Here is a 13,712-nt window from a genome sequence, read left to right as displayed (position 1 = left end):
GGCCGCAGCGGTGAGCGGCTGTTCGTCACCGAGCGCCAGGAGCTCCGGCAGCGCGGCCGCGTCCGCCTGGTCGAGGAGCAGGACATCGTCTACCGGTCGGGCGACGCCGCCACCAGCCGGCACCCGGCCGAGTTCGACGACTCGGCCGTACCGAAGCCGCAAGAGCCGTGGCGGCTGCGCCTCCGGCCGACCGAGACCCTGCTGTTCCGGTTCAGCGCGCTCACCACCGACGCCCACCGCGTCCACTACGACACCCCGTACTGCCGTGACGTGGAGGGCTACCCCGGCCTCGTCGTGCACGGCCCGCTGCTGGCCCTGCTGATGCTGGAGCTGGTGCGCCGCGCCGCGCCGGGTCGGCAGGTGCGCTCACTGTCCTACCGGCTGCACCACCCGGCGTTCGTGGGCGAGCACCTCCTCGCCGAGGGCACGCCCACCGACGACCACGCCGCACTGCGCGTCGCCACCCACCGCGAGGCCCACCCCGCCGGGCGTCAGGCACGCCGGCCGACGGCGACGAAGGACGCGGCGAAGAAGCGGAGCCCGCTCCGGGTCGGCTCGGCCCGTTCGAAGGCCTCGTCCCAGCGGGCGATGTCGTCCGGTGTGGCCAGGCCCTCGGCGACCAGGGCGTCGCGGGCGGCCCAGGCGGGACCGCGCATCCCGGGCGGCGGCGTCAGGACGTCGGTGTGCCCCTCGAAGGCGACGACCTCCAGTCCGGCCGCGGTGAGCAGTTCGTCCAGCCGGGTGCCGACGGAGAGGTCGTTGCCGCGCCGTCGGTGCATCGCGCGGTACCGCTCGTCCATCTCGTCGAACTCGCCGGGCGCGCCCCGCAGACGGAAGCTGCTCGCGTCGATGTCGACGAGGTAGACCGTGCCGCCGGGCCTGGCCAGCGTGGCCAGATGGTCGACGATCGCCTGCTCGTGGCCGCCGTTGTGGGCCAGGACGTGCCGGAGCATCACGAGGTCGAAGGTGCCCTCGGGCAACCCGGTGGCGTCGGCGGACCCGACGCTGGTGTGCACCGGCACTGCGGAGCGTTCGGCGAGGGCCGCCGCGACGGCCAGGGCGTCGTCGTCACGGTCGACGGCCCAGACGGCACCGTCCGGAGCGACGAGGGCCGCCAGCCGCACCGAGACCGCACCGGGCCCGCATCCCACGTCGGCGATCCGCGCACCGGGGACCGCCCCGGCGACACCCCACAGCTCACGCTCCCTGTGCTCGGCGGCCTGGGCCATGAGCCGGTAGCGCTCGATCTCCTGATCGCTGAGGGTCAACGAGTAGTCGGTCACGTCGGTCTCTCCTGGAATCGAGCATAGGGAGGGGGCGCGGATCGGGCCACACGCCAGGGCGCGGGGCATGGGGCGCAGCCCTCGGGGCGCGGGGCAATCCTGCCGTGCGAAATCGGTCCAGCACCCCCGAATTGGCCTTGGCCGCCCCCTCCCCGCACCCCCTACCGTCAGCGACATGCGGATTCGAATCGTTGACGCCTTCGCCGACCGTCCCTTCACCGGCAACCCGGCCGGGGTCCTGCTGCTGGACGGGTTCCCGGAGGACGGCTGGCTCCAGAACGTGGCCATGGAGGTCAATCACGCCGAGACGGCGTTCGCGCACCGGTTGCCCGAGGGTGGGGAGGCCGACTGGGCGCTGCGGTGGTTCACGCCGGTCGCCGAGGTGGCGATGTGCGGGCACGCCACGCTCGCCACGGCCCATGTGCTGCACAGCACCGGTGCGCACGACGGGACCGTGCGGTTCGCCACCCGCAGTGGAGTCCTCGTCGCCACGCCCCGCGAGGACGGCTCGATCACGCTCGACTTCCCCACCGCCCCCCTGACGCCAGTCGAGGTCCCGGACGGCGTCGCGGAGGCGCTGGGGGCCGAGCCGCTCGGTGCCTTCGACACCGGGCCGAACGTCGGTGACCTGCTCGTCGAACTCGCCGACGAGAAGACGGTCCACGGCCTGGCCCCGGACCTGAAGGCCCTCGGCGCGTACTCGCGGCGCGGCATCATCGCCACCGCCCGCGCCGAGGACCCCGCCGGCGGCTACGACTTCCTCTCCCGCTGCTTCTTCCCGAACGTCGGCATCGACGAGGACCCGGTCACCGGCAGCGCCCACACGGCCCTCGCCCCCTTCTGGTCCGAGCGCCTGGGCCGGGCCGAGCTCACCGGCCTTCAGGCCTCCCGCCGCTCCGGCCGCGTCCGCACGGAGCTCCGCGACGACCGCACGCTGCTGAGCGGGCGTGCCGTGACCGTCATCGAGGGGGAGTTGATCGCCTAGAGCGCCTAAAGCGTCCGAGACAACGACGACAGGGTGTACGAGACCGTCGTACACCCCCCGCCGCCCCCGCCGCCCCTTCGGCGTCGCTCACGCCGTCGGCAGCCAGTCCACCTTGCCGGCGAGCAGCGCATAACCGACGAACGCCCCTATGTCCAGCAGGGAATGCGCCACAACCAGTGGCCCCACCCGGCCCCACCGCCGGTACAGGTACACGAAGACCACGCCCATCGCCATGTTGCCGAGGAAGCCCCCGATGCCCTGGTAGAGGTGGTACGAGCCGCGCAGTACGGAACTGGCCACCAGCGCGGTGCCGGGCGTCCAGCCCAACTGGCCCAGTCGGCGCAGCAGATATCCGACGACGATGACCTCTTCGAGGATCGCGTTCTGGAGCGCGGACAGGATCAGTACCGGGTACTTCCACCACACCGCGGGCAGCGCCTCGGGGACCACGGTGAGGTTGAAGCCGAGTCCGCGAGCGGCCAGGTAGAAGGCGATTCCGGTGCTGCCGATCACCGCCGCGATCAGCGCGCCGCGGCCGAGGTCGGGCCAGGGGCGGGTGCGGTCGAAGCCGAGGGTGCGCAGGCTCTCGCCCTCGCGCAGCAGGAAGTGCGCGACCAGCGCGACGGGCACCAGCGCGGTGGTGATTCCGAAGAGCTGCCAGGCGAGATCCAGCCAGGGGCGGCCCGGTGCGGCCGAGGCGTTGAGGGTGGCGGCCTGGTCCTTGAGGCCGCCCGGTTTGGTGACGGAACCGACAAAACTGATGAGGGCGGACACACCGCTCGCACCGAGCGAAAGCCCCAGAACGAGCAGCGTCTCATCACGGAAGATCCGTCGCGAGGGCCGCTCATGCGGAAAAGATTCGGCCACGGGGCCTGCCTCGCCCTGCACACCTGCCTCCAGTTGAGTAATCCCGCCTCATCCTCATCGTCGCCCCGCTAGGGTCTCGAAAGCAGTTACGAAGACCGTGCGCGACAAGCCGTTGGGGGGACGGGCGCCGTACGGGGCGTACCGCCCCTCTGCCTGCCATACGGCCGGATTCCGGCGCGTGGTTCAGCAGGGCGACAGGGAGGGGCACGACCGACATGGGACGTCACAGCTTGCCCGATCAGTATGGGGCGGGCGCCAGCGACCCCCGTCGACGGGCACGACGCCGTACGGTCGCGATCGCCACGGTCCTCGTTCTGGCCGTCGCGGGCGGTACGGCCGCCGCGGTCAGAGGAGGACTGCTGTCGTTCGGCTCCTCCTGCCAGGACGACCCGGTACGGCTGACCCTGGCCGCCTCGCCCGATCTGGCCCCCGCCCTCGAGTCCGCGGCGAAGCGCGCCCGGGAGGCGGACCTCACCTCCGACGGGCGGTGCGTCGCCGTCACGGTGAGCGCGCGCGAGCCGTACAAGGTCACGGACACGCTGCTGGCGGGCAAGGACCCCGGTGCCGAGGTGTGGGTGCCGGACTCGGAGGTGTGGCTGCAGCGGCTCACGGCGACCGGCGGCACGGCCGACGTCTCCACGGTGGGCCATGTCGCCTCCACCCCGGTCGGAGTGGCGATGGAGCCCACGGTCGCGAAGTCGCTGGGCTGGCCGGAGAAGACGTACGGCTGGCTGGAGCTGGCCGGTGCCGCGCTGCGCGACAACTCGCTCCGGCTCGGCGCGGCCGATCCCGCGCGGAGCGCCACCGGCCTGCTCGCCCTGACCCGGCTGAGCACGGCCGCCGCCGGGGTCGAGGGCGGGGACACTCAGGCCGCGGCGATGATGAAGGCCCTGTCGCAGCGCATCTCGGACAGCGACGGCCAGGTACTGGACACCCTGCCGCGCGACTCCTCGGGCACCGAGCAGGGCAATCCGAGGCGCAACCAGGCGCTGGTGGTCAGCGAGCAGGCGGCGTACGCGTACAACACCGCGGCGGACGGCGACAGGAGCCTGGACTTCTTCTATCCGAAGGACGGCTCGCCCCGGCTCGACTACCCGTACGCCCTGCTCGAACAGACGGGGCTGACCACCGACCAGAGCCGGGCCGCGATCCGGTTCATGAGCTACCTCGACGATCCCCCGCAGCGGCGGCTGCTGGAGCGGCACGGCTTCCGCACGTCCGACGACGAGGTGCCGGACGCGCTGGTCGCGGGGGCCGGCGGCAGCGGTCCGCAGCCGTATGCGGAGCCCGCGGCCCGGCCGGCCTCCGCGGTCGCGCTCCAGGAGACCCTCGGGGTGTGGACGATCACCGTGCAGAGCGCGCGCATCACCACAGTGGTGGACGCCTCCGCCTCCATGTCCGAGCCGGTGCCGGGCAGCGGGCGGTCCCGGATGGACGTCACCAAGGCGGCGCTGCAGCGGGCCCTCGCCACGTTCACGGCCGAGGACGAGATCGGCCTGTGGGACTTCTCCACCAAGCTGGACGGCGCCAAGGACTACCGCGTCCTGGTGCCGACCGAGCGGCTCGGCGACCGCAAGGGCACGGGCACCCAGCGCGACCGGCTGTCGGCGGCGTTCGGCGACCTGGCGCCGGTGCCGAACGGTGCGACGGGGCTGTACGACACGACGCTCGCCGCGTACAGGGCGGCGACCGGCTCGTACGCCGAGGGCAAGTTCAACGCGCTGGTCATCCTCACCGACGGCCGGAACGAGGACCCGGGCAGCGTCTCGCGCGCCGACCTCGTCGCCCAGCTGGAGCGCCTCACCAACCCCGAACGCCCGGTGCCCCTCATCATGATCGCCGTCGGTCCGGACGCCGACCGCGAGGAGGCGAACCGTATCGCCGAGGCCACGGGCGGCTCGGGCCATGAGGTGAGCGACCCGTCGCAGATCCAGTCGGTGATCCTCAAGGCGATCGTGGAGGCGGCGTCACGGGACGGGCAGGGCTGAGCCGGCTCAGCGGAAAAAATCTCTGGGCAATTCCCCGCGGCGATGTCGAGATCCCGTGTCCGGCTCCGTCCCCGTGGTGAACGCGACCACAATGGGTCGCACCAGCGTCGAGGAGACCACGATGGCCAAGTACCTGCTGCTGAAGCACTACCGCGGCGCCCCGGCGGCCGTGAACGACGTGCCGATGGACCAGTGGACGCCGGAGGAGATCTCCGCGCATGTGCAGTACATGAACGACTTCGCGGCCCGGCTGGAGAAGACCGGCGAGTTCGTGGACGGTCAGGCGCTCGCTCCCGAGGGATCGTGGGTGCGGTACGACGGTGAGGGGCGCCCGCCGGTCACCGACGGGCCGTTCGCCGAGACCAAGGACCTCATCGCCGGCTGGATGGTGATCGACGTCGACAGCCATGAGCGTGCCGTCGAGCTGGCCGGTGAGCTGTCGGCCGCCCCGGGAGCTGGCGGGAAGCCGATCCACGAGTGGCTGGAGCTGCGCCCGTTCCTGACCGCGCATCCCACCGGCGAGGAGTGCATCGCCCATGAATGAGGCCTTGCTCAGAGGCCTCACACCGAGCGTGCTCACCGTCCTCGTCCGCCGCGGAGCCGACTTCGCGGCGGCCGAGGACGCGGTGCAGGACGCGCTGGTCGAGGCGGTCCGCGTCTGGCCGGACGAGCAGCCGCACGACCCCAAGGGCTGGCTGATCACCGTCGCCTGGCGCAAGTTCCTCGACGCGACGCGGGCGGACACGGCCCGCCGCCGGCGTGAGGACCGCGTCGACGAGGAGCCGGCCCCGGGACCCACGCCCTCGGTCGACGACACGCTCCAGCTCTACTTCCTGTGCGCCCACCCCTCACTGAGCCCGTCGTCCGCGGTCGCGCTCACACTGCGTGCCGTCGGCGGTCTCACCACCCGGCAGATCGCCCAGGCCTACCTGGTGCCCGAGGCGACCATGGCGCAGCGCATCAGCCGGGCCAAGCGCACGGTCTCCGGCGTCCGTTTCGACCGGCCGGGCGATGTCGCGACGGTCCTGCGCGTGCTGTACCTGGTCTTCAACGAGGGCTACTCCGGCGACGTCGACCTCGCCGCCGAGGCCATCCGGCTCACCCGGCAGCTCGCGGCCACGATCGACCACCCCGAGGTGTCGGGCCTGCTCGCCCTGATGCTGCTCCATCACGCCCGACGCGCCTCCCGCACGGCCCCGGACGGCAGTCTGGTCCCCCTCGCCGAGCAGGACCGCGGCCGCTGGGACACCAAGTCGATCGCCGAGGGCATCGAGATCCTCCAGTCGGCCCTCGCCCGCGACCGCCTGGGCGAGTTCCAGGCCCAGGCCGCCATCGCCGCCCTGCACGCCGACGCGCCCACCGCCGAGGAGACCGACTGGGTGCAGATCGTCGAGTGGTACGACGAACTCGCCGCCCTCACCGACAGCCCGGTCGTCCGGCTCAACCGCGCGGTCGCGATCGGCGAGGCCGACGGCCCGCGCGCCGGCCTGACGGCACTCGCGGAACTGCCCGACTCCCTGCCCCGCCACACCGCGGCGGCGGCCTACCTCCACGAACGCGACGGCGACCTCACGACAGCGGCCCGCCTGTACGCCGAGGCGGCCCAGAGGGCCTCCAACCTGGCCGAGCGCGACTACCTGACCCGCCAGGCGGCCCGACTCAACACGACCCTACGCAGCCGACAACCAGCACCCGCACGACTACCCGAAGAACGGCCACGCCCCCTCTGACGGCCCACCCGAAGAACGGCCACACGCCCCCACCGCTCACCACACCGACACCACAGCTGCACCCCAAGCAGCCTCACAGACGCCCCCCACCAAGCACGACTCCCCCACCCGCCGAGCGGCCCGACTCAACACAACCCGGCGCAGCCGACAACCAGCACCCGCACGACTACCCGAAGAACGGCCACGCCCCCTCTGACGGCCCACCCGAAGAACGGCCACACGCCCCCACCGCTCACCACACCGACACCACAGCTGCACCCCAAGCAGCCTCACCATGGAGCCGGCAAACCTGACGGGCGGCACTCGCGGGGCGGTTCACCCCGGCAGGATCCGCCCCTCACCCCAACGGCACCGGCTCCAGCAACCCCACCGGCCACATGTGCACCGGCTCCCCCCGATGCATCAGCTCGCGGTATCGCCGTGTCGTCGCCGCCAGGGCCGCCTCTCGGGGCAGGCCCGACTCCAGTGCCCGGTGGAAGGTGGCCGCCTGCCAGGACGCGCCGTTCATGCGCCTGCGGCACCGCTCCTCGATGACGCCCAGGTAGAGGTCCCGGTCGGCCGGTTCCACGCCCCACGCGTCCAGGCCGACCTCGGCGAGCGGCAGCAGTTCGTCGCGTACGAGGCTCACGGCGTCGACCTCGGTGGTGCCGCCGTAGCGCCCGCGCTTCGGCCAGCGCAGCCGGGCGTCGATGCCGTGCCGGCACGCCGCGTCGAAGTTGGCGGCCGCCGCCTCGAAGGGCAGCCGAGTCCACACCGGCCGCGTCTCCTCGGCGAGGGCGCGGACGACGCCGTAGTAGAAGGCCGCGTTGGCGATGACGTCCGTGATGGTGGGCCCGGCGGGCAGCACGCGGTTCTCCACGCGCAGGTGCGGGACGCCGTCGGCGATGCCGTAGACCGGGCGGTTCCAGCGGTACACGGTGCCGTTGTGCAGGACGAGTTCGGCGAGTGTCGGTACACCGCCGGAGTCGAGGACGTCGAGCGGGTCCTCGTCGTCGCAGATCGGCAGCAGGGCCGGGAAGTAGCGCAGGTTCTCCTCGAAGAGGTCGTGCGCCGAGGTGACCCACTTCTCCCCGAACCAGGTGCGCGGCCGCACGCCCTGGGCCTGGAGCTCGGGCGGGCGGGTGTCGGTGGACTGCTGGAACAGCGGCGGGCGGGACTCGCGCCACAGCTCACGGCCGAACAGGAAGGGCGAGTTGGCGCCGACGGCGACCTGCGCGGCGGCGACCGCCTGCGCGGCGTTCCAGACGTCGGCGAAGCGGCCGGGGGTGACCTGGAGGTGCAGTTGCACGGAGGTGCAGGCGGCCTCGGGGGCTATGGACTTCGAGGTGCAGCTCAGCCGCTCCACACCGTCGATGTCGAGGGTGAAGTCCTCGCCGCGGGCGGCCACGATCTGGTCGTTGAGGAGGACGTAGCGATCGACGTCGGAGAGGTTGGAGGAGACCAGGTCGTCCCGGTCGAGTGTCGGCAGAATGCCGATCATCACGATTCCCGCGTCGACCTCGCCCGCTTTTCGGTCGGCATATGCCAGGGACGTGCGGAGTTCCTCGGCCAGCCGGTCGAATACCCGCCCCTGCAATCGATGTGGGGCTATGTTGACTTCCAGATTGAACATGGCGAGTTCTGTTTGGAAATCGCGGCTCGCGATGCGCTCCAGTACCTGCGCGTTCAACATTCTCGGCATACCGTCGGAGCCGGTGATGTTCAATTCGATCTCCAGCCCCATGAGGTTCTTGGGGCGATCGAACCGCTTCTCCGCCAGCAGCCGCTCCAGGCCCGTCAGGCACTGCCGCAGCTTCTCGCGGTAGTGCTGCCGATCGGACAGATCGAACCGACCTGCCACGACCTTCTCCCCCATCGAAGCGTCCCTCCTCGGATGGGCGGGCCGAGGATCCGGCCGCCCGGTCTCCCGGGTCAGGTTGGATGATGCCCAGCCGAAGCGATCGATAACGTCCCACGCGGCCCCCGCGCCCGCTACCCTGTCGAATGTGACCGGTGGCACATTCAGCGGGCATGCCGCACTGTGCAGTTTCGGACGGCTCACGAACTCGTGAAAAATGCCGACGAGAATTGGCCGACCGCACCGACGGCATTTCCCGAGGTCATCGCCGCAGCACCACCCGGGAATCGGGATGATTCCCGCATATCGGCGACCGATTGACTCCTTGCCGGGTGCACCGAAAGCGGTTAGACGAAACACCGTCTGAACACTCGTCGTATAAACTCCGCAATCAAGGCAGAGGGTTGGCGCCCGCGGTCCCGGACCTGCCGTCCAGGTGACGTACGGCAGGCCTCACCCATCCCCCTTGGCACCCAGACCCCGGCCCCCGGCCTCTCTGACCTCCGTGAGCTGACAGCGCCGTCCGCCCCGCCCTCGCGCCATTGCCTGTCGAATGAGAGGCGACCCACCATGCCCCTGCATGTCCCCCCGGCTCCCGCGCCCGCACTTCGCTCCGTCCTCACCGCGCTCGGCTCGCCGACCGCGGTCCGCGCAGCCCGAACACCCTCGCTGCGCGCCGCCCAGGGGCCCGCCACACCCGAACTCCCGCTGCCCGTCCACGTCCTGGACGAGATCACCCCGGCGGGCATGTCCGCGACCCGGCTGGCCGGCTGGCGCTTCCTGATCCGGTGCGGCGACCGCGCGGTGGCCGCGGCCGAGACCCGTCTGACCCCCGACGGCTGGGCCTTCTCGCACTTCTTCGAGGGGCCGTACATCACCTCGACCGAACGCGCACTGCAGCAGGCCGAGACGATCACCCAGCCCTACCAGCCGCGCCTGCTGTCGTTCCCCGGCCTGTACATGCTCGCCCTCTGGCTGCACGGCGACTGCACCGCGGACAGCGCCACCGGGCACCCCGACACCGCCGACATCCTGGTGCCGCTGGCCCCGGCCCCGCCCGGCATCGCGGCCCATGTGCCGCACCGGGTCGCCGAGCTGCTCCCGGTGCTCACCCACCGGGCGACCCCGGCCCCGGCGCCGCCCCTGCCCCCGCTGCTCGGCTCCCCCGCCTGACAGCGCCCCCGCGCGAGCGCCCACGTACCCCGCCGCCCCTTTCCGGGTGGCGGGGTACGCCACTGTCCGGCGATGGGATTAGGCTCGTATCGGACAACAGGAAACACGTACACACGAGCCGTAAAGCACTCGTACGAGCGAGAAAGCACTCGCCTGAGCGCGAAAAGACGAAAGCGCGAGAAAGGCTTCGCTCGCACGAGCGACAATACGCTCGAACGAGCCTCCAAGCCCCCGGGGCCCGCACGGACTAGCCCTATCCGACCACTGCGAACCACCCGAAGTGACAGTGGAGTTGGGATGAACCATCCGCGCGGGTGAAGCGTCATCAACCTGTAAGAAAGCTGTGCTGCGAAATCCCTGCGGATTGACGCCCGTGGGGCAACACTGGGTTCCGACCGACTTATCACAACGGGGGGCGGCCATGAACGAAGCTTCACGCCGCGAAACAGACACCACAGCCATCTCAGAGATCACGACAGAGCGAAAGATCCCATCCATGTGCCAGCACCAGCCACCGTGTCCCTCAGCCCACTCCGCCGACCGGGAGTCCGCCCGTCTCGTGGCGCACCACCCGGAGCAGGGATGGAGTCTGCTGTGCAACGGCGTTCTGCTCTTCGAGGACACCGGTGAGCTCCTGCCCGACGGCCAGATCATCGCCCCGCACCGTCCGCTGGGCACCGGCAAGGTGATGACGGCCGCGTAGCGCCCGCCGGCGGACCACGCCGGTCAGGCCCTGCGCCACCGGGCGGCACGACGGACGCCCGGCGTACTCCCAGGGGCCGGTCGCAGACCCTGACTGCGAGCCGGCCCCGACGTGTGTCCGGGGCCGCTCACGCACCGTAGTTCACCGTGCGTCACGGGCGACCCTCGTACCGACGCCCGTGACGCACGGCGGCCGCGGCCTACCTCAGCGCCTGCCGCAGCGCGAAGTACGCGGGCTTCGGCCGCAGTTCCTCGTCCCACGGCAGGGCGGCTCCCTCGCCCGGGAAGAACGCCGGGATCCACGAGTACTTGTCCGTGTAGTCCCAGAGCGTGATCCCCACACACCGGCGCACCGCCAGGCACGCCTCGGTCATGTCCCGGTACCACTCGGCCTGCTGGGCCAGCTTCTCCTCGGTCGCGGGCAGCTCCATCCGTACGTCGACCTCGGTGAGCGCCGTGTCCAGGCCGAGCCGCGCGAACCGGCGCAGGTTGTCCTCCAGCGTGGTCGGATAGCCGTACTGGAGCGCCAGATGGGTCTGCAGGCCGAAGCCGTGCAGCGGGACGCCCCGGGCCCTGAGCTGCTTGGCCAGCTTGTAGTAGGCGTCGCTCTTCGGTCCGACCGCCTCGACGTTGTAGTCGTTGAGGTAGAGCCGTGCCTTCGGGTCGGCCTGGTGGGCCCAGCGCAGGGCATCGGCGATATAGCCGGGGCCGAGCGTCTTGTAGAAGATCGTCTCGCGGTAGGTGCCGTCCTCGTTGAACGCCTCGTTGACGACGTCCCAGGCGTAGATCTTGCCCCGGTAGTGCCGTACCTCGGTCTGGATGTGCTTCTTCAGCACGGCCCTCAGCTCGGTCGCCGTCCACTCGCGGTCGGTGAGCCAGCCCGGCAGCTGGCTGTGCCAGACGAGGGTGTGGCCGCGCACCTTCTGGTGGCCCGCGCGGGCGAGGTTCACGATCTCGTCGCCCTGGGAGAAGTCGAAGACGCCCTGCTCGGGTTCGGTGGCGTACCACTTCATGCCGTTGCCCGGGGTGATCTGGTCGAACTCGCTGCCGAGGATCGCCTTGTACGGCTCGTCGACGAGTTCGGGGTTGTCGGTCGCGCTGCCGAAGTAGCGGCCGTGGCGCTGCGCGAGGTCGGCGAGGGTGGGCTGCTGGTGACCCGCCTGGGCGGGCGTGCCGGCGACCGCGACCAGGGCGGCCGCGAGGGCGCCGACGAGTCTGAGACGGTTCTTGCGCATGGTGCGACTCCTCACGAGGTGGTGGTGGGTGAGCCGTACGTCCGCCTGCGCGCGCGTCATCCCTTGGTCGCGCCGGCGGTGAGGCCGCCGACGAGCTGGCGCTCGGCGACCGAGTAGAAGGCGAGGGCGGGGACCATGGCCAGCACCAGGTACGCGAAGACGCGGGCGTACTCCGCGGAGTACTGGCCCTGGAACTGCTGGACGCCGATGGGGATGGTCCACCAGGTGGAGTCGGTGAACACCAGCAGCGGCAGGAAGAAGTTGTTCCAGCTGGTGACGACGGCGAGGACCGAGACGGTGCCCAGCGCGGGCCGGGCCATGGGCAGCAGCACCCGCCAGAAGAACCCGAAGGAGCTGCACCCGTCGAGCGTGGCCGCCTCCTCCAACTCGCCGGGGATCTGCCGGAAGAAGCCGCGCAGGATGATGATGGTCATCGGCAGCCCGAAGGCGGCCTGCGGGAGGATCACGCCGAGCGGGTTGTCCAGCAGGCCCAGGGAACGCAGCAGCAGGAACAGGGGCAGGGCCGCCACCGCGAAGGGGAACATCAGGCCCAGGGTGAAGAGGGTGAACAGCGTCTCGCGGCCGCGGAAGGCGAAGCGCGCGAAGGAGAACGCCGAGAGCGCGGAGACGGCCACGACCAGGACGGTGGTCCCCACCGCGATCAGGGTGCTGTTGCCGATCAGCCGCCAGAAGTCCCCCGAGCCGAGGATCCCCGTGTAGTTGCCGGTCACCCACGACTCCGGCAGGCCGACCGGGTTGCGGGAGAGCTCGTCGGTGGACTTGAAGCCGGACAGCGTGGCGTAGAGCAGCGGCACGACCATCACCGCGCCGACCACCACGAGGATCACATGCAGGGGCAGGCTCTTCCTGCCGGTCTTCCCGCCGGCCTTCCTGCCCGACCTGGCCGTCACTTGGCGCCTCCCCGCATCGTGGTGGTGGCTCCTTCGAGGTCGCGGCGGAGCACGAACCGCTGGTAGGCGAGGGCGAAGACGAGGCTGATGCCGAACATGACCACGCTGATCGCGCTGGCGTAGCCGACCTGGTAGCGCTTGAAGCCGTACTGGAACATGGTCACGGCCATGGTCTCCGAGTGATGGTCGGGTCCGCCCGCCGTGGTCACCCAGACCAGGTCGAAGAGCTGGATCGACCCGATCACGGACAGGAACACGCTGATCCTGAGGGTGGGCGCGAGCAGCGGCAGGGTGACGCTTCGGAAGCGCTGCCAGGCGTTCGCGCCGTCGATGAGCGCGGCCTCGGTCAACTCGGCGGGGACGGACTGGAGTCCGGCCAGGTAGAGCATCATGTGGAAGCCGAAGTACTTCCACGTCATGACCAGGAACAGGGTGGCCATGACGGTGGACTGGTCGGCGAACCACTCACCGCCGAGGCCGTCGAGGCCGATGCCGCCCAGGATCTGGTCGGCGAGGCCGTCGCCGGGGGCGAAGATCATGCCGAACAGGACGCCGGTGATGGCCTCGGACAGGACGTACGGCCCGAAGAACAGCATCCGGTAGAAGGCCCGGCCGCGCAGCTTCTGGTTGAGCAGCACGGCCATGGCGAGCGCGAACGGCAGCTGGATGGCGAGCGACAGCACCACCAGGAGCAGGCAGCGCCACAGGTCTCCCAGGAAGACCGGGTCCTGGAAGAGCCGGGTGAAGTTGTCGCCGCCGATGTAGTCGGACGGCATGCCGAAGCCGCCCCAGCGGAAGAAGGCCGCGTACACGGCGAACAGCATCGGCAGCAGCACCAGGACGAGGAACAGCACCAGGGCGGGCACCTGGAACCCGACCGCGCTGAGCCAGTGCAGCACGCGCCGCCGGGCCCGCCCCCGAGCCGCGTCCGCGGTCGGGGGCGGACGGTCGACACCGGGGCCGGGCCGCTTGTCGGCGGACGGCAGGAACGTGGAGGTCAT

At 71.0% G+C, this 13,712-nt stretch carries 12 protein-coding genes; 6 read left to right on the top strand and 6 right to left on the bottom strand.

The features are described 5' to 3' along the window. Positions 1-491: 491 nt before the first annotated feature. The gene (locus tag IM697_RS16000) at positions 492-1,283 is read right to left on the bottom strand and encodes a methyltransferase domain-containing protein (RefSeq protein WP_194048350.1); all 792 of its coding nucleotides are present in this window, start codon (positions 1,281-1,283) and stop codon (positions 492-494) included. A 175-nt stretch (positions 1,284-1,458) separates the two neighbouring features. On the opposite strand from IM697_RS16000, the gene IM697_RS15995 reads away from it, so the two are divergent. Beyond that, a complete protein-coding gene (locus IM697_RS15995; protein WP_194048349.1) occupies positions 1,459-2,268 on the top strand; it encodes a PhzF family phenazine biosynthesis protein in 810 nt (269 codons plus the stop codon). An 87-nt stretch (positions 2,269-2,355) separates the two neighbouring features. Here IM697_RS15995 and IM697_RS15990 read toward each other — a convergent pair whose 3' ends face one another. Then, positions 2,356-3,156, bottom strand: a complete 801-nt coding sequence (locus tag IM697_RS15990) for a CPBP family intramembrane glutamic endopeptidase (RefSeq protein WP_194048348.1) — start codon at positions 3,154-3,156, stop codon at positions 2,356-2,358. A gap of 194 nt (positions 3,157-3,350) precedes the next feature. Here IM697_RS15990 and IM697_RS15985 point away from each other — a divergent pair, with 194 nt between their 5' ends. The 3 genes from IM697_RS15985 to IM697_RS15975 all read left to right on the top strand — a co-directional run bounded on the left by IM697_RS15985 (position 3,351) and on the right by IM697_RS15975 (position 6,853). After that, positions 3,351-5,123, top strand: coding sequence for a substrate-binding and VWA domain-containing protein (locus tag IM697_RS15985; protein WP_194048347.1), 1,773 nt, complete (start codon positions 3,351-3,353; stop codon positions 5,121-5,123). Positions 5,124-5,244: 121 nt separating this feature from the next. Beyond that, the gene (locus IM697_RS15980) at positions 5,245-5,667 is read left to right on the top strand and encodes a YciI family protein (RefSeq protein WP_194049729.1); all 423 of its coding nucleotides are present in this window, start codon (positions 5,245-5,247) and stop codon (positions 5,665-5,667) included. Next, on the top strand, positions 5,660-6,853 hold the full coding sequence (locus IM697_RS15975; RefSeq protein ID WP_194048346.1) for an RNA polymerase sigma factor: 1,194 nt from the start codon (positions 5,660-5,662) through the stop codon (positions 6,851-6,853). The genes IM697_RS15980 and IM697_RS15975 overlap by 8 nt, the downstream gene beginning before the upstream one ends. Positions 6,854-7,190: 337 nt before the next feature. Here IM697_RS15975 and IM697_RS15970 read toward each other — a convergent pair whose 3' ends face one another. Then, the gene (locus IM697_RS15970) at positions 7,191-8,708 is read right to left on the bottom strand and encodes a glutamate-cysteine ligase family protein (protein WP_194048345.1); all 1,518 of its coding nucleotides are present in this window, start codon (positions 8,706-8,708) and stop codon (positions 7,191-7,193) included. 552 nt (positions 8,709-9,260) lie between these two features. On the opposite strand from IM697_RS15970, the gene IM697_RS15965 reads away from it, so the two are divergent. Both IM697_RS15965 and IM697_RS15960 read left to right on the top strand, forming a co-directional pair. Further along, on the top strand, positions 9,261-9,863 hold the full coding sequence (locus IM697_RS15965) for a hypothetical protein (protein WP_194048344.1): 603 nt from the start codon (positions 9,261-9,263) through the stop codon (positions 9,861-9,863). Positions 9,864-10,359: 496 nt separating this feature from the next. Beyond that, the gene (locus IM697_RS15960) at positions 10,360-10,566 is read left to right on the top strand and encodes a DUF5999 family protein (protein WP_194048343.1); all 207 of its coding nucleotides are present in this window, start codon (positions 10,360-10,362) and stop codon (positions 10,564-10,566) included. A 199-nt stretch (positions 10,567-10,765) separates the two neighbouring features. On the opposite strand, the gene IM697_RS15955 is transcribed toward IM697_RS15960, so the two are convergent. The 3 genes from IM697_RS15955 to IM697_RS15945 form a co-directional block, all read right to left on the bottom strand. Then, positions 10,766-11,800: an endo-1,4-beta-xylanase gene (locus tag IM697_RS15955; RefSeq protein WP_194048342.1), complete on the bottom strand. Its 1,035-nt coding sequence runs from the start codon at positions 11,798-11,800 to the stop codon at positions 10,766-10,768. A 56-nt stretch (positions 11,801-11,856) separates the two neighbouring features. Then, on the bottom strand, positions 11,857-12,621 hold the full coding sequence (locus tag IM697_RS15950) for a carbohydrate ABC transporter permease (RefSeq protein ID WP_228044952.1): 765 nt from the start codon (positions 12,619-12,621) through the stop codon (positions 11,857-11,859). Between the two features lie 86 nt (positions 12,622-12,707). After that, complete coding sequence (locus tag IM697_RS15945) at positions 12,708-13,712, bottom strand: carbohydrate ABC transporter permease (RefSeq protein ID WP_194048341.1); 1,005 nt, start codon at positions 13,710-13,712, stop codon at positions 12,708-12,710.

The sequence above is a fragment of the Streptomyces ferrugineus genome, assembly GCF_015160855.1.
GTDB lineage: Bacteria > Actinomycetota > Actinomycetes > Streptomycetales > Streptomycetaceae > Streptomyces > Streptomyces ferrugineus.
The sequence above is the reverse complement of the archived record's forward strand: the minus strand, read 5'-3'. Positions and strand labels throughout refer to the sequence as shown.

Bases quoted from the DNA above. Each gene is read 5' to 3' on its own strand.
- IM697_RS15995 (WP_194048349.1), top strand. From the start codon at position 1,459: ATGCGGATTCGAATCGTTGACGCCTTCGCCGACCGTCCCTTCACCGGC.
- IM697_RS15985 (WP_194048347.1), top strand. From the start codon at position 3,351: ATGGGACGTCACAGCTTGCCCGATCAGTATGGGGCGGGCGCCAGCGAC.
- IM697_RS15980 (WP_194049729.1), top strand. From the start codon at position 5,245: ATGGCCAAGTACCTGCTGCTGAAGCACTACCGCGGCGCCCCGGCGGCC.
- IM697_RS15975 (WP_194048346.1), top strand. From the start codon at position 5,660: ATGAATGAGGCCTTGCTCAGAGGCCTCACACCGAGCGTGCTCACCGTC.
- IM697_RS15970 (WP_194048345.1), bottom strand. From the start codon at position 8,708: ATGGGGGAGAAGGTCGTGGCAGGTCGGTTCGATCTGTCCGATCGGCAG.
- IM697_RS15965 (WP_194048344.1), top strand. From the start codon at position 9,261: ATGCCCCTGCATGTCCCCCCGGCTCCCGCGCCCGCACTTCGCTCCGTC.
- IM697_RS15960 (WP_194048343.1), top strand. From the start codon at position 10,360: ATGTGCCAGCACCAGCCACCGTGTCCCTCAGCCCACTCCGCCGACCGG.
- IM697_RS15955 (WP_194048342.1), bottom strand. From the start codon at position 11,800: ATGCGCAAGAACCGTCTCAGACTCGTCGGCGCCCTCGCGGCCGCCCTG.
- IM697_RS15950 (WP_228044952.1), bottom strand. From the start codon at position 12,621: ATGGTCGTGCCGCTGCTCTACGCCACGCTGTCCGGCTTCAAGTCCACC.
- IM697_RS15945 (WP_194048341.1), bottom strand. From the start codon at position 13,712: ATGACCTCCACGTTCCTGCCGTCCGCCGACAAGCGGCCCGGCCCCGGT.